Origin of the sequence: Oligoflexus sp. (genome assembly GCF_035638955.1) — a bacterium.
Taxonomy (GTDB): domain Bacteria; phylum Bdellovibrionota_B; class Oligoflexia; order Oligoflexales; family Oligoflexaceae; genus Oligoflexus.
This window is the reverse complement of the sequence record NZ_DASQYZ010000257.1, coordinates 1-18,666: the sequence shown is the minus strand read 5'-3', so window position 1 is coordinate 18,666 and position 18,666 is coordinate 1. Positions and strand designations below refer to the sequence as shown.

Here is an 18,666-nt window from a genome sequence, read left to right as displayed (position 1 = left end):
AGAGCGAAGGCCATAGGTATCCTCTTCATGACGTTGGCCCTGGAACTATGCCGCAAAAAGCCCGGAATGGAAAGAGCGGGCTTGGTCTGGTGGGAATGACGCAGTGAGAAAGACCGGTGTCGATTCCCCTCAATCGCTGATCAGATCGAAGTTCACATCGATGTTGTAAACCCCTGGTGCGCCTGGTTCCGCCACTTCCACGCGATCCCGCGTCTGCATAAAACGTGCGTTGGTGGGATCGAGCGCCACGGCATTCTTCAAGACTTCGATGGTCTGCGCGCGATCCTTGAGCTGCCAGAAATAAGCGGAACGGATGTAATAGGCGGCTGCAGACGAGGGATGGGATTTCACAAAGCTTTCTGTCACTTCATTCATCTTGTCCCGATCATTCAGCATGGCCAGAGCCACGAAGTGCATTTCGAGAAGCTGCTCGTCATGGGGATTTTGATTATTGAGTTCATGGATTGTGCGGATGAGTTCGTCGGCCTTGGCCGGGGTTACTTCGCTCATGAGTTGAAAGAGTTGAATACTGGCCTTGGCTTTCAGCGTGCTATAGGAAGGCGTACGGGCGACGAGTTCATCGGCAAGTTGGGCCAGATATCCCAGTTTTTGCTGATCAAGGTTATTGTACTCATGAAAAAACAGCAAAGCGAGCTCATCATTGCGCAGATCGCTCAGGGCTTTGTCCTTGTTAAACCAGGTAACCAGCCCCGCTTTATAGAAGAAATAATAGAGAACGCAATTGCCCTGCATGGCATTGCTGCCTTCTTCGTCGGCCGTGGAGCAGCCGGCTCGCAATTTATTCACATGCTCCGGATTATGTTTAGCCAGAATGGGCACGGCATCGCTGCACTTTTTCATGGCGGCTTTATCATCATCGGTGAAATCGCGAAATTCCTCGACGGTGCCTTCGGTCAAGCGCGTCCACAGGTCCGCGCAACCTGCCGGCAGGTCCTTGCCCTGTTTTTCCACGGCGGGCTTGATGCTGACAGGCTGAGCCACAAGATCGCGGATGCTGCTGGGTTGGCTCGTGGCCTTGCCAGGGGCGGGTATGAGCGCCGCGGGTTTTTGGCTGAAATAAAGGGCCAGAAAGAGGGCGACCGTAAGCAGAATGCCAGAGATGATCAGTTGGGTACGATTGAGTTTCACAGCCACTCCTGGACGAAAAAGGGATTGCACTGATGATAGCAGATGCGAGCGGTGTCATCCAGAATGCCGACAGTGTTGGAAGTTTGCACACGAACGAAATGGCTGAAATTTGTTTAAGTAGTTGATATATAAGGATTAAAAATACGACTGCTGTGTGGCATGAAAAGTGAACACTCTCGGGTTCCACAAAGTGTTATCAGGGAGGGGGAGACCTTGGGGCATATATCCAGGGGTATTCGCAAGACGATGCGATTGGTGGCAGGAGTCTATCTGCTGCTCAATCTTTGCGTCGCCACGATCCCCCGCTGTGATAATATTCTCTCGGTCCTGCAGCACACTCTGGATAAGCAGTGGAATGAGACGCCCGACTGCCACGATCATCAAGTGAGTCAGACAGCAGCTATCAGCAGTCATCGCATCTGTGAATGTGCGCTCGTTAAGTTTGTCTTCGTCACTCTGCCTCAGTTCGACCCCCAGCGTTTTATTGGCTTTCGCATTCAATCCACCACAGTGCTCGCGTTTGAATATACCTTCGGTCTTTCGGTGGCCCCGCAAGGTCCCGAACCGCCTTACCCACGATGGACTCTCGTCTAGTCCACGTTTGACAATCAAAACATTGTTGGGAAAGGAAAGAGTATGAAACTCTCTTCATTGAGCGCCGTATTGTTGTGTACATTGGCTGTAACCGCCTGTGACAAGAAAAGTGAAAAAACTGAAGAGCAGTCTACCCCTGTCGAGGCAGCGATTATTGCCGATGATCCCAACGCCTGTGCCGTCATGTCCGAAGCGGCCGCTCTGCATGGAAGTCTGGAAGGCTTCAGCGCTTCCGAACAGCAAAAATTCCACGTGAAATTCGACTGGTCGAGTCCTTTGGTCTCCGGAACCAAGGGCAACTCTGCAACCGTGACCTTCAAGGATCACCACGCGCACGCCGTAGCCTTGAAAATCTCCAGCTTCAAACTCTTTATGCCGGCCATGGGCCATGGCTCGAGCCAGGGTGATCAGATGGTCATGACTCAGGATGCCACCAACACCAATGTGTGGACTGTGGATCAGATATATTTTTCCATGGGCGGCGCTGCGGGTGAATGGGTCGTCGATATCGAGGCTGGTGCCTGCGGTGTGACGGATAAAGTTCGCATGGCGATCCCTGTTGAGGTGCAGTGATGTCAAAGTTCAGCAGCATGTTCGGATTCATGTTGCTAGCCTCCCTCGTGTCCGTAGGTGAGCGGGCTTCGGCCTGCTCGTCCTGCGGCAGTGGTGGGGCGGATCCGGTAATTTTGAATCCCTATGAAAATCACAAACTGTATCTGGGTCTCAGCCATCAATCCGGCTTTCGGGATATTGATCATCATGGCAAGACCCGTAAAAGTTATGGTCCTGAGCAAAAGCAAAGTTTCGATCTGGCTTTCGCCCAGCGGCTGTTGCCCAAATTATTTGTGAGTGCGGTGGTCAACTTTGGTCGCAACGTTCACGGTTCTGACAGCGAGATGCAGAATGGTGACGTCTCACTGAATGCCCGGGCGTCGCTTGTACAGCCGAACATTGCCGAGCCCTGGATTCCTCAAATTCAGGTGATGGCCGGTCATCGCTTCGGCATCGCCCGATCGATTTATGACCAGAAACGCCAGCATGGTCTGGATGTTTTTGGGGCCGGTTATGATGAAACCTATCTGGGAACTGATATTTGGTATGGCATGAGCACGGTGATGTTCGGTGGCAGCGTCATCTTCGGTTTGCCTCGTGAGGCGGAAACGGATGCTGGTCGCGTGCAGCCGGGCCGCATGCAACGTCTCATTGGAACCCTGGGAGGCATGCCCTGGGACGAGGTCAAGATCATAGGCGGTTTGATTCATGAGCAGCGGGGCGGTTTCAAGTTGGATGGAGCGTTGCAGTCCAACTCGGATCGGTTGAATCACGACCTCTTTTTAACTTTGGAAACGCTTTATTCGGAAGGCTCGAATTACCGGGTGACTCTCAATCGGCGGGCGGCATGGGGCGAGAATCGCAATGCTGCACAAGCCAATGCCTTGACTCTGGCCTGGATGAGGGCGCTATGAAATACCTTGTGTGTTGGCTCCTGTTCGTGACTGATGTGGCGCTTGCTTGTGTAGGCATGAATGCCCAACAGTTGCAGGACAAGTTAAAACAAGAACCTGCCGAACAGCTGGTGTTCTTTGCCTCCTGGTGCGCCAGCTGTAAGAAGCATCTGACGCCGGAGTCTTTGAAGGCGAGCTATTTTATTGCCGTCTTTGATGAGCAATCGGCTGCTGAGAAAGCCTACGGTGCCTTTCTTGGTGAAACGAACCTCAAGCGCTGCGTATGGGATCAGGATGGTTCCATTGCCGCAGCCTATGGGGTGAAGTCCTTGCCGGTCGTGAGGGCCTTGAAGCCCTGAAGCGCAGGCTTGCCATCTACGCGCTTTGCAGGCGGCAAAGAATAAACGAGCAATCATCATCCATGGTGGTTGCCTCGGGTCCGGTTAAATCTTCGAGGCGCTTTTGAATGGCCTCCAAAGGATCCTGAGTTGTCAGAAGCCGGCTGAGATGGTGCAACTGGAGGCGCCTTGGTGAGCGCGCATTTTCCAGAAGACCGTCGGTATAGAGAAACACCGTGTCGCCTGGTTGTCCTTGATAGTAGCCCACACCGAAGCTTGGCTGCGAGTTCAGGCCCAAAGGCGAGCCTCCTTCGAGAATATAAACAGGATGATTGTCCCGGACCAGCACCATGGGTGTGTGGCCTGCATTGATGTAATCCATGCGGCCGGATTCAAGGTCGATCGATAGAATAAGCATGGTCGCCAAGAGAGACGTGTTGGCTGCTGTCATGCCCACGACATCGTTGATTCTTTGCATGAGCATGGCGAGGAGCTGTGGGCCTTCCAGGGCATCCACTTCCTCGGCTCGCGACAGCCCATGGAATGCCCCGTGGATTGCGCCGCTGAGGAGCGCGGCCGGAAGCCCATGACCCGTCACATCACAAATAGCCAGAATCAGCCGCTTATGAATCACATCATGATGATAGCCAAGCCAGTCCCCACCAATACGAGCCGATGGATGATGCGAGGTGACGATTTCAAAGCGATGCCCTTTGAGATCATGGGGAATGAAGGCTTCCTGCACAATGTGCGCATCATCCAGATTTTTCTCAAGCTTGCGCCGCTCCAGATATTCGATTTCCCGTTCACGCTGAGCTTTTTGAAATTGATTGCCAATGGCAATGGCTAAGAAACCCGCCTGGAGTCCACAGGACATGAGCATCAATTCGAAGCGTATGGCCGAACGAAACCAGGGTTGATCAAAGCGCACAAGGTCCGCAGCCTGCAGGATCGTCAGCACGTTGAACAGAATCACAGTCAGCCAACCGATGCTGGAGTATTTGGCGGGAGCATAGCCCCGGCGCCATAGATAAATGCCAACACCATAATAGCCAAGGAGGAGAACGCCCAGGCACTGGACCGAAACGGCCACCAGTTCCGTGCTAAAAGCAAACAGACACCAAACCAAAGCGATCAAACTCTTAACAAAGGGAATCCACAGCCAGCGATTCAGCTTCGGCAGAGTTCGAGGCAGTTCGAGGGAGTGACGAAAGAAAAAGATGCCTGCGATGCTGCTCAATTCCATGAGGATGAAGGTCGCCCGATCCGCCCACTCTTTGCCATCAGGCCAAAGGTGTATCCAGGTTAATCCAAAATTGGTCAGTTGAAATCCCAGATGATAGGTGAGCAGGACGGTCGCAAAATGAAGAAAGACCACATGTCGTGTGCTCATGAAGACATAAAGGGAGATGATCAGAGCGAAGCCCATGATGCCGGTATAGGAGCCAAAAACGATGAATTCCCGGGATTCTTTGGCGGCCAGTGTTTCCGCGCTATGCAGCCAGGCGATGATACAAAGGCTATAGTGATTTTCGAGGCGGATATACCAGGTGCCTTGGCTGAGGGCATCGAGGGTGACATCCACCACCGGATGTCGGTGTCCATCGGCAGCATTCCAAGGACGCAGCTGGCCTCCCGACAGAATCGGCTCGGCTTGAGGGCGAACATAAACATCGAAGCGGCTGATGGTGTCGAGTTCGATTTCAAAATATCGCGACACGCGTTGCGCCGTTGTGTTTTTGAGATCAAGGCGCAGCCAGATGATCGATGAGGTATAACCTGCATTCAGCCGGTCGGGTGTGGCGGGAACAAAACTGGTATCTTTTAGGTCTGCAAAAGTTGTGCGTCCTTCCTGGTCTTCCCAAAGCGAAAGAAAAGGTGCCGCCAGCTGCGGATCGGTTGCCCCTGCCGCGACGTGGGACCAAAATATCAGACTTAGCATCAGCAGAGCTTGCAACATGGGCGATGCTTCCAACTTTGTGAAAAGACTTATCTGTTTGGCCTATCGGAGTCCCCTCGGAAAACTCAAATCATGACTTTGAAAAAAGACTTAACTTTTTACCTGATTTTCCGATATAAGATTGTGCGCAATCTAATATTGCGCAATAAAAAGGAGACTTCGGATGAAAGTTCTTTATTCTACGACGGTTACAGCTAGCGGCGGGCGGAACGGCCATGTAAAATCAGACGACGGTATCCTCGACATGCCGCTGTCGACCCCGAAAAGTCTAGGCGGTTCCCGCACAGCCAGTAACCCCGAGCAACTGTTCGCGGCGGGTTACGGCGCCTGCTTTGAGAATGCCGTCCTGCATGTCGCGCAGCTGAAGAAAATCAAATTGGAATCGACCCGGATCACAGTCAAGGTTGATTTGCAATCCCATGAGGCCGGTCACTTCAATGTTGGTGTGGCTATGGACCTTGATCTGCAAGGTGTTGACACCAATGTTGCCCAGCAGCTCATCGAAGCCGCGCACCGGGTTTGTCCTTACTCCAACGCGACCCGAGGTAATATCGATCTGACAATTTCACACCGTGGTGAACGCATTATCTGATATCCTCAAGGGGGCGGGACAGTCGGGCTCGCTCATTCCCCCTCGGCTGCAAGTGTTCATTGAAAGGATGGTAACTTTCGGATTATCTTGCCCCAGTAAGCCTAATTTTGGGGGAAACCATGACCGATATGTGTCCAAATGAGGACCAACTGCTCGACAATCAGCTTTGCTTCGCTCTCTATGCGGCGTCGAAAGCGATGACTCAGGCCTATCGTGGGTATCTGGACCCCCTTGGCATCACTTATCCCCAGTACCTGGTCTTTATGGTGCTTTGGGAGCAGGATGGGATTCCTCTGAAACGCCTCGGAGAACGCCTGTATTTGGATTCGGGTACGCTGACACCACTGGTCAAGCGTCTGGAAAAGGAAGGTTTTCTAACCCGCGATCGGGCCAAGGAAGATGAACGGGAAATTCGCGTGCGCCTGACCGCCAAAGGTCGCAAGCTGCAGCAGAAAGCGGCCGTCATACCCGGTGCCATGCGCTGTGTTGCTGAAGTGCAGGAAACAGAGCTGACTCGTATGCGGGAGGAACTGAAGTGGCTCCTGCAAAAACTTCAGGATATGCGTGGGAGTAAATTGCCTGCGCCTGATTAAAGGACGTCGATGAAGCTTTTCCTCATGCTGCTCCTCGGTCTTTCGATTCTTCCCTCCCGACTCGATGCCGAGGAACTCCCGATCTACCAGATCTGGAATAAACAGCTGAAGGACGATCCCGTTCGGAGCGTCGACGCGATCCAAAGACGAATGAAAGATCTGGATAAGGGGAAAGACGCTGCCGAATGGGTGCAGCTGACCCTTGTCCTGTCGCGTGATGCGGACCTTGTCGCGCCGCAAAATCAGCCGGACGCAACTCAATTGACCGAAGCGCATCAAGCAGCCTCCCAATTGCGTTTGCATGACGTGCGTTTGCTGCTGGAGTACGAGATGGCGGAACGCGAACGGCAAAATCAGGGACGTCCTCTGGACGATCTGGACGCTGCATTTCAATCCTGGATTCAGCAGGCAGGCCAGTCCAAGTTTCCGCGAACCGAAGCGCTGCTCCTTAACAGTCGAGCCCTGGCTTTTTTCTATCAAGGGCGTTATGCAGAAAGTTTACAGACGGGACGTGAGGCCCTGCGGGCCATGCAAAAGGTGGCCGGGCCCTCGGATCCTGATGTGCTGAGTCTGAAAAATGATCTGGCCAGTGCGCTCGATTATTTGGGCGACCAGCGGCAAAGCCGAGCCCTGTACAACGAAATTCTGGAAGCCATGGGGCCCGAAGGCTACCGTTACATGCGCGCGGTGATTTCCTATAATTTTGCCACCACGTTAAGAGACGAAGTTGATTGGCCTCGGGCCAGGCAACTCTATCAGGCCGCTATCGATGGCCTGCAGTCCCTGCAGGAAGCCGTGATTCGTGCGCTCGCTCAAAAGGGTCTTGCGGAAATATGGATCAAGCAAGGCCAACCTTCTGAAGCCCTCGCTCTGATCGGTTCCACCATCAAAACCTTGGAACAGCTGGATGTGCTGCCCGATGCCGTCGCGGATGGTTGGCGTTTACAGGCCAAAGCCTTGACTCAACTCAAGCGTTGGGCCGAAGCTCAGGATGCCTTGAAAAAAGCCGATATTTCGCAGCTCGCCAGCCATCGCAAGTATCAAAGCGATCTCGCTCTTCTGCGCGCGGATGCATTCCAAGGCCTTGGTGAGAGCAGCAGGGCCCTGGCTGAAGCGCGCCGAGCGGCCATGCTTTTGCAGGATCAAATGAAGGCGGATCGTCAGGGTGAAATTGCCAAACTCAGTGTGCAGCTTGGTCTGGAACTCGAGGAACAGAAGACCGCGCTGCTCACCAAGGAAAACGAACTCCAGGCGCAAAAAATTCACGAAAATGAAATGTTGGAAAAGGTATTTTTCGTTGTCAGCGGTCTCAGCATACTGGCCCTTCTCTTTTTATCCCTGGCCCTGACCTTCCTTCGTCAGGTCCTGCGCAGTCGTCGGCATATGAAACAGATTCTTGATAACATTGAAGAGGGTCTGATCACGATCAATCCTGAGTTGCGATGCAGTACCGATCTTTCGCCCTATATGGAGCATCTGCTCGGAATCCGGCGGGATGTGCTGCAGAATTTGGATGTGCTGACACTTCTGATGGATCGATCGCATCTGACTGCTGATCAGAAAGCTCTGATTCGATCCGCACTGCAGGCCTGTCTAGGGGAAGATCCTTCGGGCTGGGACTTCAATCAAAGCCATCTGCCACAGGAGTTGACGCTGGATGATGGCCAGAGATTTCTGGCCTTGCACTGGCAGATGCTGGCCAGTCGTTCGGGTCGGATTCGTTATATCCTATTGGCCATTCGTGACATTACGGAACGAAAAAAACTGCAGCTGCATGTTCATCAGGCCGAACGTCGAGCCCAACAATTCGAGATCCTGAGTCAGGAACTTTGGCAGTCTGAGGGACCGGCCGTGTCGCGCTTTCTTCATTCCTTGGAACAACCATGGCAAGAGATGCAGGAAGCTTACCGCGAGCACACTCATCTGAGTTTGGATCATCGACGCACGCTTCATACCTGGAAAGGCAATGCGCGAACGTTGGGATTAGGTTCCCTGGCCGAGGCTATCCATCAGGTGGAATCGCAGAGCGAGGCGTTGCCTCAGCTTGTGGAATGGATAGCAGCTTATCAGGCCCTTCAAGCGCGACTTCTCCGTCTGAGTCATGCTCAGGAGACGACGAGTCAAAGTCTGTGGCAGCTTTTTGATACGGCGGAGAAGGACCTGAAACGACTGCTAGGGCAGCATCAGCTGCCTCTGGCTGGTCTGGTCTGTGATGATCATTTTGGGCAATGGCATGACGACGATCTGGAGCTGGTCCGTATTCTCCTGGTTCATGGAATCAGCAACGCCGTGGACCATGGTTTTATTCGACCGATGGCTTCAGGTCATAAACTGGATCGCGGCTTCCTGATTCAATTCCGCGCGCACGTTATGGATGAATCGTTGCGTCTGGAGCTGGATGATAACGGCTGCGGTTTGAATCCGCAACAACTGCAAAAACTGGCTCAAGAGCGTGGTTTTGTACCTCGTGCGGATCAGGATGACACGGATGTGCTCTTTGAAGAAGGCGTCACAAGCAGTGAGCAGGTGTCCGCTACAAGCGGGCGCGGGCTGGGTCTTTCCGCCATTCGTCATGCGGTGGAGCAGCGCGGCGGACGCTGCCGTATTCAGGCGCTCCATCCGGAAATTGGAACGCGATTGATTATGATGGTTCCGCTCGTCTCACGTGGAAAATTCAACGGAACAGGAGGTTCCCTTTGCGCTGTCTAACATCAACTCTGGCCCTGCTCGTGATGTTGGGAGGCTGTCGCTCGACGGTTCAGCCCAACGACTCGCTTGGTTTTCAAGCCACGGATGCCACGGCTGGGAAAGGGATGCCGCTCACCCTCGGTGATGGCTATACCTGTGCCTTGAATAAAAAAGGCCAAGGGCAGTGCCTCGGGACGAGGTCCTCGGTGGGGCAGGGTGCCAAGGCCGGTTGGCAAACGCTACGGGCCGCAGGCACGACTCCGGTTCTGCGCAATTTGGTGGCACGTTCGACTGTGACCTGTGCCATTGGCGTGAAACCACCATCCTTGGAAAACCGCATACTCTGTTGGCAACCCCAGACGGCGCGGACTTCGGGTGGCGTCGATCAGGATGCGATCATGCTCAGCGGCAAGCTCAACGTGCGATTACGATCCCTGGCTCTGCAGAAGGACCAGGTGTGTGCTCTGCTGGCTGATGGACAGGTGGGGTGTGGGTCGTTTCATGCAACCGGCAATGCTTTGACTCTGACTCTGGTCAAAGGTCTACGATCCATTAAGAGCATCCGCTCGGGTGAGAGCTTTTCGTGCGGGGCACGCGCTGACACCGGCGCGATTTTCTGTTGGGGTGATAACAGTGTCGGGCAGCTGGGTCTAGGCAGCTCCCTGCGTGAAGCTGACGAACCGGTGGCGATTGCCGGATTTTCCGGCCTGGCGAACGTGATTGAAGCGGGATCACAGCATGTCTGTGCCATTAATCATGCTGGAGAAGTTTTTTGTTGGGGGCGTAATACGGAGCAGCAGCTTGGTGCCCAGGGCCAGGTGCTGGCAGAACCTCAGATTATTCGCGGCCTGCCTGCCAAGGCCGAAGGTCTGGCGCTTGGAGAAAAACATTCCTGTGCCCAACTCGTCAATGGATCGGTCTGGTGTTGGGGCGCCGGTGAATTTCTAGGGTCAGACACCCGAGGTGGTTTGATTCCCCTGAAGGTGCCTTTGCCGGCGGCGGCTATATCCATTGTGGCTGGCTTGGACCGCAGCTGCGCGCAGCTCGTGAACGGGGAGTTTGCGTGTTGGGCCTCGGAACCGGAAACTCTGGCTATTCCCAATTAACCTGCAACATTCGAAGCCTCCATGCGTCCTCAGAGTTCGAGCTTTCAATATTCGAAAGGAACGCACTCTTGAGACGCATGATGCCCTTACTGGTCCTTGTTTTGCCTATTTTTATGGTGGCTTGTGACCATAAAAAATCAAAATCCAAGCCTAGTCCAAATGGCGGATTCGGTGTGACCAATCCCCTGGTCGCCGTGCAGCACGTCTGGTCGACCCAGATTGCGCAAAAAAACCGAGCGCCCTGTTCCATCATCTATGACCTGCGCCGTCACGAAGATTTTGATTTTCATGTCCTCTGCCTGTCGGCCGATCGTCAATCCATGAACCTCGAATCCTACCTCTATGCGATTCAATCCGTGGGCTCCCAGCGGCAAGCGACTTTAATCAAAAGCACCTGTCGCAACGCTGAAGCGCGGTTTAATTTTTCGACCAGCATCTCGAAGGACAACACGGATGAAGCGCGCACCTTCCTCAGTATTCTAAGTGGCGGCGAGTATATTATGTTGCAGCAGATGCCAGACGATAACCTCCTGGATGATCTCAAAACGGCCACCACCCTGCATGGCAAACCTGTGACGCGCGGCTGCTTTTCCAGCCCCAGCCTCGACACATTTGTGGCTGAGGAGTCTGCGCGATGAAAACACTTTGGCCTATACCTCTTTTGGCTTTTGCCTTTGTTGCCTGTGAGCCCAGCTCCGGCCCCAGTGAATTGGATATTGTTCGCGGTCGCGCGGTGCCTGCATCCAGCCCTGCATTTCTGAATACGGTCCGTATCGAAGCTCAGTTTTCCAGTTGTTCCGCTTCCATCATCGGCGAAAAATTAATTCTCACTGCGGCACACTGTGTTGAAGATTCCACGGCTTCGCAAATCAAGGTTATTTTCGAGCGCAAAGACAGCGTTCCGACTGTCGAAAGGAAGATTGATGTCAGTCGCGTGCAGATGTTCAAAAAGGAAGGAGCCGCTTTCTTTCCCAATTTCGATATGGCCTGGCTGGAACTGAAGGAAACCATTCCAGCCCCCTTTCAACCGATGGAAGTTTTGCGTGACCCGTCGCTGTTGACCCCGGAGACACCCATTATTCTCGCCGGCTATGGCATGCAAAAGGATGATTGTTCCAATACCGTCAACTGTAGTGGCGTTCTGCGCGAGGGCAACACCCAGCTCAGCACCTATCACGATGAAGCTCATATTATGAGTCTTTTGGTTTTCCATGGTGACCCACAGAAAAATTTAAGCGGTGCGTGTTATGGTGATTCCGGTGGACCGGCCTATGCCCAGATCCAAGGGCAATGGTATGTGGTTGGAGTGACCAATGGTTTTACTGATGCTCTGGCCCCTCAATCGGATGGCAGCTGCGAGGCAGGCTGGGATATTTATACCTTTGCCGGTGATTATGTGCCCTGGCTCGAAACGACTTCCGGGTATCATTTGAAAGTCGGCGACAGCGCTCGCAACAGGACCCGGGCCAGCCCTCCGAAACTGATCAGCGGCCTGAGTCTACCCAGGCCGGCCAGCTGGTCCGAATGGGTGAGTTATGCGAATCATGAGGACCCCGCATGGTCGACCATGGACGCGATTTTGCAATCCATGGCCTATAACTATCGAAGTTTGGGGGTCACACGTGAGCAGATGACTGAAGTTCTCTATAATCCGGAACTCACTCGGCCCTCGCTGGAAACACAAGATTTCTTATGGATTCGTGGGACTCTCAGTGATCTCGCGCCTTTCCAGTATTTTACGGGCTTGCAATCGCTCGGCGTGAATACGTCGAGTCTGGATCGTATCAGTGCGCTCGATGCCCTTCCCAAACTGACATCTCTCACCTTCCAGAATGTACAGAGTGTGCCGCATGACCTTTTGGATCAGGTGCCTCAGTTGAAGACCAGACTGCGCGTCCTGGGTTTTGAAAATATGTCTGAATCGGCTTTGGCTCGCGTGGACTGGAAAAATCTCAACCATCTCAAGACGCTGAAGCTTCGCAATTCCACTCTGAATGTCTCACGCTTCAATCAGCTGAACCTCGGGCCCGACGCGGAACTGGAACTCGATCAAATGATCGTCAAGGGTTCATTTGCCCCAGAGGCCATGCCCGGGACCCTGCGTCTATCTCGTGTGAAGGATGCCGACAAACGTCCAGGACTTGCGTGGGTAGAACGGCCAGACCATCTGAAAAAATTGCATCTGAACCGTATGTCGATCGACAGTGTGGAACGCGTGACTCAGTTCACTCAGCTCAGCGATTTAAGCTTGAACTATATGGGTTTGACTCAGTTGGATCACTTGACTCTGCCACCGGTCCTGACGACTCTCTCCGTCTCTGGCAATAAGCTCAGATCGCTGCCCGTCCATGCAGACTGGAGTCGTCTGCAGACAATTATCGCGTATGACAATCCTATGGTTGATGCCACGTGTCCTGCGGCGTCCTGTAAATTTGATTCCCGTCCCCAACCCCAATCGATTCGCGAATTCTGCGAAAACGTCACGCGTTGGGACTTCACCTATAGTTACGATAGAGCGCTATGGGCGATTATGATGGCTGGACCCCGGAACACTGAGAATGGGTGGACCATGAAGTGTGACGAAATGGAAACCCTGGCGCCCACAGTGACATCCATCCGTATGCTTGAAACGCAAGTGGATGATATCAGGCCTTTGGCTTATCTGCCGAACCTCGCTACGCTCAATCTGTCCGGAACCGAGGTTCGTGACTTTTCACCTTTGGCCGGTTTGGAAAAACTTCAGAACGTGCTTCTACACGATCTTGCCGATGTGGACTTAAGCGTTTTTCAAAACAGCATCGGCGTCACGATCATTGGTATGGTGGTGGATGACATGGACCAGGCAACCTGTCCGATTTTAGCGGGAACCTGTGGGTTTGTGCGGAAGTCTGATGAAAAGTTTGAGAACAAATCCGGAACCATGCTTGGAGCACAAAGGCCTATGGCCCACTTCACGACCTACCAGGCAAGTCTGCCAGGCCTGAAAAAGACCTTTAAAACGTATTGATCAAGGATTGCCATTGTTCAAAGGCATCGGCGCGCGCCCCACATAACGGGCGCGCGGTCTGAGCATAAAGCCCTGCTGCCTTTGTTCCAGAATGTGTGCGGTCCAGCCTGCCAACCGTCCAATGATGAAAAGCGCCGAACCACCTTCACGTGGCAATCCCAATGCCAGCGCCACTGCAACGAGGCCCAGATCAAGATTGGGAAGCGGGCAGCCCATCGTTTTCGCCAGGCTCAACACGCCCTCGATTTCTTCCATCCAATGCTGGGCTTCCCCTTTGCGCGCAGCAGCCAAGGCCCGGGCTTTTTGCAAGAGCGGTTCCACGCGGGGATCGCCATCAGCATAAAGACGATGACCAAAACCGGGCAGCAGCTGACTGGATTCCAGAAGAACGCTCAATTGTTTTTTTCTCGACCATCCTGCTGGTGGTTCGGTGATGAACGCATGCACCTCGAGCGAGGCCAGGCCGTGATGCCGACCGGAGAAGCTGGCCACGGCTGCGAGTATGCTGGCATAAAGGTCAGCGCCCGTTGAGGCTGCTACCCGTGCCGCAAAAGTTGAGGCATTCAGTTCATGATCGGCACTGGATATTAAGGCCGCATCAATCGCATCCACTGCTTCGGCTTGATCCCATCCGATCGAATCCGCAATACGCGGTGCCATGGCCGCAGGAGCGGACGCAGAGCCGGGAAACAATTCATCCACGGCCTGACGAATCAAACCGCGCGCCCGTTTGAGGGTTTGGTCGATCAATTCATCCTGACCTTCAGGATCCAGAAGGGCCATGTGCGCCAGGCGATGCAAAACTCGGCGAGCCAGAGGCGCAGCTGTATGGATAGGCGTTCCGGCGTCGATGGGGAGCGCCGACCACTGCACTTTTTGAAGGGGGAGTTCCCCTGACCATAAAAGCTCGGCCACCTGTTCGAAACTGAAACCTTTGCGCAAAAGTTCGCGTAAGGAATAACCCCGATAATAAATCTGTCCGGCTTGAATGCAGGTGATGGCGGAATCCAGGATGGGGTCACCCCAGCGCATGGCACTCGCGGCTGTGGGGCCATGTCCAGCTCGGGCCCGACTGCGGGCCATGAGCATTTCAACATCATCACGCGCATAAAGCTTGCCCGTGCGACCGGGATAGGTTTCGGCTCGCAGTTGGCCGCGGCTCACATAAGCATAAAGCGTTTGGGCTTTAATTCCGAGCATGGCGCAGGCCTCGGCGGCCGTGAGCATGGCTTTATCCTTATGATTTTTTCCGGCCATACGAATCTCCTCGACGTGACCTCATTCCGCTTTACGGGGCGGCTGCTGGTGATCCAGAGCGCGAACGATGGGATAATAGCCTCCCACTTTAAGATCATCATCCAGAAACTGCCAGCGCGCGAAACCATCATCGGCATGCGGCTCCAGAAGGTAGACAGCCAGCGTGCCAGCTCTCTGGGCCAGCGGAACCCAAACAAACTCTTCCGGAACCGTAAAATCACAACGTTCGGCACGCACCGTCAGGACAGTTTCAAAACGTTTCGGTTGGGGTTTCTGGCTCAAGGGTATTTCGCTTTCGCCTGGTTTTGTCACGTTCGTCGCGACATCGGGGCTGAAGGTGTTTTCGCGATGCAAAATCCTGTAGCGTTCAGCCTTATAGGAGGCGCCAGTGGGCACAGGGGTAAAGTTAATGCCGTGCTGCGTCAGTCGATCAGCCAGGCGCGATGGGACAAGATAGCCAACTGGTATGCTGACCTCTTCGGTCGGGACGGAGCCACGCATATGGGGAATTTTGTAAGTCTTCTGCCGCTTGCCCGGATAGCGTCGGGCCACGAGGCTTTGGGTGTCAAAGGACAGAATTTTCGCACTATCACCATTCAGCGCATAAGCCGGATATTCAAAGACCAGCGATTGATCGACGCCCTGGCGGGCCACGCCGTGATTGATCGCCATGCGCAAGCCGGCGCTGAATGTTTGCGCTCTTGTCTCCAAACGCTTTCTTTCGACCTGCATGAGTTTCATGATGGGGTCGCGTTTGAGCGCCGCAAAACGGAACAGTTCGAGCAGCCAGGCGGTGATCACCTCACAGCGTTTGGCAAAGGGCAGATAACTGTAGGTTTCCAGCAGAACATCCAGACGACCCAAGAGACCCCGATAGTGACTGCCGAAGCGTGGCAGAGCAGGGTATGTATGCCAGCCCGTGGAGGGGTCTTCCTCTTTGACAAAATTTCCATACCAGAAACTGCTGAAGCCATGTTTGGTATCCACCGATTTGCTCACACGTTCCAGCATGGTGCGAGCAAACGTGCGAACCGGAGCGAAGAGGTTTTCATTGCCGCGCGAGGTATCGAAGGTCAGATCAAAGGCATGCAAACTGCCGTCGGTGGTATGACAATCAATAAAAAGATGCGGCCACCACTGCTGATAAAAGCGGGCCATCAGCCTGGTCTCAGGGGCTTCCTGTTTCATGCTGTCCCGATTGAGATTATAGCCCTCGCCGTTGTAGCGAATCCCCACACCTGTCTCTGGGCCATCCTGCCCTTCGAGCTGGGACAGATCCAATTTGCGATTCTGGGGGCTGATTAAATCGTTGCCATCTGGATTGAAATTCGGCACGAGGACAAGGCAGGTTCGATTCAGAATATTCCGGCCGAGGCTGGTTAAGGTTAAATCCCGGGCCAAAGCCAGAAGGGATTCCTTGCCCTCGACTTCCCCCGCGTGGATATTGGCCTCGACCATGACGATACATTTTTTTTGTTTGACTGCCAGCTCCGGCGTGAAGCATTGGCCGTCACTGACCACAATCGCAGCGATATCCTGTCCCTGGCTGCTGACGCCCAGCGACAGACGTTTGGCAAGTGGCGTTGCGGCACAAAGTTCATCGATAAAAGTCAGCACCTCAGCGCTGCGGGTTGTCTCACGATAGTCAGTGGCTTCAGCCCGGGTCAGTGGCAGCATTTGGGATTTCATATAACCTCAGCAGCAGAAAATGTTTCGTTGTTCGCCCTCCCTAAGTAACACGCCCCTGTGGGGGATTGCCAACAACATTCAGAAACTTTAAAGGCTTACAAAAAATCGCTATATTGATTCATCAATCAAGATTGATCAACATGGTATTTCTGCCGAAGATAGGACTGTAACAACGGTGGCAGGCCCTATCAGGAGGTCAAACTATGAACACACTTAAGGTCAGCGGGTTGGATCAGATCATGTTTGCCGAAACCCAGCTCAGTCTTGTGGACGGCGAAGCCGGGCGGCTGGTGGTGCGGGGTTATGATATTGAGCGCATCAGCGGTTCCCTCCATTTCAGTGAGGCTTTGCATTTGCTTTGGCTGGGACGCCTGCCGCATCGGGAAGAACACCTGGTGCTTGAAAAAAAGTTGGGGCAAAGACGCGTGGACGTTTTTCCTCGCCTGGACGCCCTGCCGGATGGTCCAGAAAACAGTATGGATTTTTTGCGTTATGCTTTGGCCTCATTGGACCTGAATCAGGACGACATTTGGGAACAAAGTTTGACACTCTGTGCCGCGACTGCTGTGGCCTGTGCGATATGGTCCTGCCGGCATCAGGGCAGGCAGGCTTTACCACCGGACGCAACTGCCACGCAGGGTGAGGATTTTCTGCGGATGGTTCTCGGTCATCAACCCGATGCCGCAAGTGTGCGCGCGCTGGAATCCTATTGGATTACGGTCATGGATCACGGCATGAATGCCTCAACATTTACCGCGCGCGTCGTGGCGTCCACAGGGTCTGATCTGGTTTCGGCGGTGGTGGCTGGCATCGGAGCTTTGAAAGGGCCTCTGCATGGCGGCGCTCCGGGACCGGTCCTGGACATGCTGTCTGCGGTTGGGCATCCGGATCAGGCCCGCGCCTGGCTCGAGGCGGAACTGCAGGCCGGGCGTCGGATCATGGGAATGGGCCATCGCATCTATCGGGTGCGTGATCCCCGTGCCGCGGTTTTGGAAACCGCCATCGATCGACTCGAAAAATCCGGTGTGCGATCACCGCGACTGACCTTGGCCCGTGCCGTGGAACAGGCGGCAGCCGAGCTTTTGCAGCAGCGCTATCCGGATCGCCCCCTGAAAGCCAATGTGGAATTTTATACGGCGGTCCTGCTCGATGCGATCGGTTTGTCGGCGCCGCTGTTTTCCGCCTGCTTTGCCATAGGTCGCGTGGCCGGTTGGTGTGCGCATGTGGACGAGCAGCGAAAATTTGGACGTCTCGTTCGACCCCAGTCGAGCTATGTCGGCCCGCTGGGCTTGACTCTGGAATAAAAGTCTATCGGATTGTCGGCAAGTACTCCAGCCATAGCCCGTCCCGAGCCGGTGAGGAACCAGACGGGTTTGGCTGGTGGTGAAACAGGGCTGCCGTGATCCAAGCCAAGCGAGGTGAGCGGCCTATTCCACTTCGGCCTGATTTTCAATGTATTGCTTGAGCACCGCAAGTGGAGCGCCGCCAACGGTCAGAAGGCAATACGTCCTGCTCCAAAAAATCGGCTTCGAATAATATTTTTGAATGTGTTCGGCAAATTCCTTGTGGATAAGGCGGGAGCTTACCGTTTTCAGATTGCCCACGAGTTTGGATGGCTGCGCTTTTGGATTGAGTGCCATCAAAATATGGACATGTTCAGCCTCGCCATTGAATTCCAAAAGACAGCAATCCCATGTTTCCAAAAGTCGATTAAAATGCTGCTCCAGCCTTTCCAATATCTCCTTGTTGATGCACTTACGGCGATATTTCGTTACAAGAACTAAGTGACACTTAAGGTCATAGATGCAATGATGTAGTGTATTTAAGCCTTGATTATTCATAGTAACCAAGTGATACTTCAGGGTATGGAAACGATCAAGAGAAAAGTAACCTATCGTCTTTATCCATCTGAAAAACAGAAAATTCAGATGGTCGAAGTCCTGCGTCTTCACCAGAGACTTTATAACGCTGCACTGAGCAGCGGATGGAAGCGTATTCAAGGCGTGGTATCAGTGTCAGCTATAATATGCAGGCCAGGGATCTGACTCAGCTTAGGGCGGAATTTCCCGAGTACAAGGCACTCAATGCTCAGTCCGAGCAGGTTACACTTAACTCGGCTTTTGCCCTTTTTTAGGAAAGCTATTAACAAGAAAAAGCCTCTGTGTTGAAATGGTGAGCGACGAAGCACAACCATTGCCGCTTTGACGAGCGGTTTAACACCAGAGGCTCTCTTGAACTTTATACCTCA

16 protein-coding genes are annotated in these 18,666 nt (G+C 53.6%); 11 read left to right on the top strand and 5 right to left on the bottom strand.

All coding sequences use genetic code 11. From position 1 onward, the window contains the following. Positions 1-129: 129 nt before the first annotated feature. Positions 130-1,149, bottom strand: coding sequence for a hypothetical protein (locus tag VE954_RS24225; RefSeq protein WP_324957657.1), 1,020 nt, complete (start codon positions 1,147-1,149; stop codon positions 130-132). Positions 1,150-1,362: 213 nt separating this feature from the next. Here VE954_RS24225 and VE954_RS24220 point away from each other — a divergent pair, with 213 nt between their 5' ends. From VE954_RS24220 to VE954_RS24205, 4 genes are read left to right on the top strand one after another with little or no spacing between them, the layout of a single operon-like run. Further along, positions 1,363-1,743, top strand: coding sequence for a hypothetical protein (locus VE954_RS24220; RefSeq protein WP_324957655.1), 381 nt, complete (start codon positions 1,363-1,365; stop codon positions 1,741-1,743). Between the two features lie 42 nt (positions 1,744-1,785). Next, complete coding sequence (locus VE954_RS24215) at positions 1,786-2,316, top strand: hypothetical protein (protein WP_324957653.1); 531 nt, start codon at positions 1,786-1,788, stop codon at positions 2,314-2,316. Then, complete coding sequence (locus tag VE954_RS24210; protein ID WP_324957651.1) at positions 2,316-3,209, top strand: hypothetical protein; 894 nt, start codon at positions 2,316-2,318, stop codon at positions 3,207-3,209. Before VE954_RS24215 ends, VE954_RS24210 begins: the two co-directional genes overlap by 1 nt. Further along, positions 3,206-3,547, top strand: a complete 342-nt coding sequence (locus VE954_RS24205) for a hypothetical protein (RefSeq protein ID WP_324957649.1) — start codon at positions 3,206-3,208, stop codon at positions 3,545-3,547. Before VE954_RS24210 ends, VE954_RS24205 begins: the two co-directional genes overlap by 4 nt. A gap of 16 nt (positions 3,548-3,563) precedes the next feature. On the opposite strand, the gene VE954_RS24200 is transcribed toward VE954_RS24205, so the two are convergent. Continuing rightward, on the bottom strand, positions 3,564-5,486 hold the full coding sequence (locus tag VE954_RS24200; protein WP_324957648.1) for a SpoIIE family protein phosphatase: 1,923 nt from the start codon (positions 5,484-5,486) through the stop codon (positions 3,564-3,566). 163 nt (positions 5,487-5,649) lie between these two features. Here VE954_RS24200 and VE954_RS24195 point away from each other — a divergent pair, with 163 nt between their 5' ends. From VE954_RS24195 to VE954_RS24170, 6 genes are all read left to right on the top strand, one after another. Continuing rightward, positions 5,650-6,078 carry an organic hydroperoxide resistance protein gene (locus tag VE954_RS24195; RefSeq protein WP_324957647.1) on the top strand — a complete coding sequence of 143 codons (429 nt, stop codon included), beginning with the start codon at positions 5,650-5,652 and terminating at the stop codon, positions 6,076-6,078. Positions 6,079-6,197: 119 nt separating this feature from the next. Beyond that, a complete protein-coding gene (locus VE954_RS24190; RefSeq protein ID WP_324957645.1) occupies positions 6,198-6,671 on the top strand; it encodes a MarR family transcriptional regulator in 474 nt (157 codons plus the stop codon). Between the two features lie 9 nt (positions 6,672-6,680). Next, positions 6,681-9,380, top strand: a complete 2,700-nt coding sequence (locus VE954_RS24185) for a tetratricopeptide repeat protein (protein ID WP_324957643.1) — start codon at positions 6,681-6,683, stop codon at positions 9,378-9,380. Beyond that, complete coding sequence (locus VE954_RS24180; RefSeq protein WP_324957641.1) at positions 9,368-10,465, top strand: hypothetical protein; 1,098 nt, start codon at positions 9,368-9,370, stop codon at positions 10,463-10,465. Before VE954_RS24185 ends, VE954_RS24180 begins: the two co-directional genes overlap by 13 nt. A gap of 68 nt (positions 10,466-10,533) precedes the next feature. Next, positions 10,534-11,103, top strand: a complete 570-nt coding sequence (locus VE954_RS24175; protein ID WP_324957639.1) for a hypothetical protein — start codon at positions 10,534-10,536, stop codon at positions 11,101-11,103. Beyond that, on the top strand, positions 11,100-13,472 hold the full coding sequence (locus VE954_RS24170; protein WP_324957638.1) for a trypsin-like serine protease: 2,373 nt from the start codon (positions 11,100-11,102) through the stop codon (positions 13,470-13,472). Before VE954_RS24175 ends, VE954_RS24170 begins: the two co-directional genes overlap by 4 nt. On the opposite strand, the gene VE954_RS24165 is transcribed toward VE954_RS24170, so the two are convergent. Beyond that, positions 13,473-14,729: a citrate synthase family protein gene (locus VE954_RS24165; RefSeq protein ID WP_324957635.1), complete on the bottom strand. Its 1,257-nt coding sequence runs from the start codon at positions 14,727-14,729 to the stop codon at positions 13,473-13,475. A gap of 21 nt (positions 14,730-14,750) precedes the next feature. Then, positions 14,751-16,418: a M14 family metallopeptidase gene (locus VE954_RS24160; protein ID WP_324957633.1), complete on the bottom strand. Its 1,668-nt coding sequence runs from the start codon at positions 16,416-16,418 to the stop codon at positions 14,751-14,753. Positions 16,419-16,621: 203 nt separating this feature from the next. Here VE954_RS24160 and VE954_RS24155 point away from each other — a divergent pair, with 203 nt between their 5' ends. After that, entirely contained in the window at positions 16,622-17,722 is a 1,101-nt protein-coding gene (locus VE954_RS24155) for a citrate synthase (RefSeq protein WP_324957631.1), read from the top strand. A 123-nt stretch (positions 17,723-17,845) separates the two neighbouring features. On the opposite strand, the gene tnpA is transcribed toward VE954_RS24155, so the two are convergent. Beyond that, on the bottom strand, positions 17,846-18,259 hold the full coding sequence (gene tnpA, locus VE954_RS24150) for an IS200/IS605 family transposase (RefSeq protein WP_422662080.1): 414 nt from the start codon (positions 18,257-18,259) through the stop codon (positions 17,846-17,848). Between the last annotated feature and the right edge of the window lie 407 nt (positions 18,260-18,666).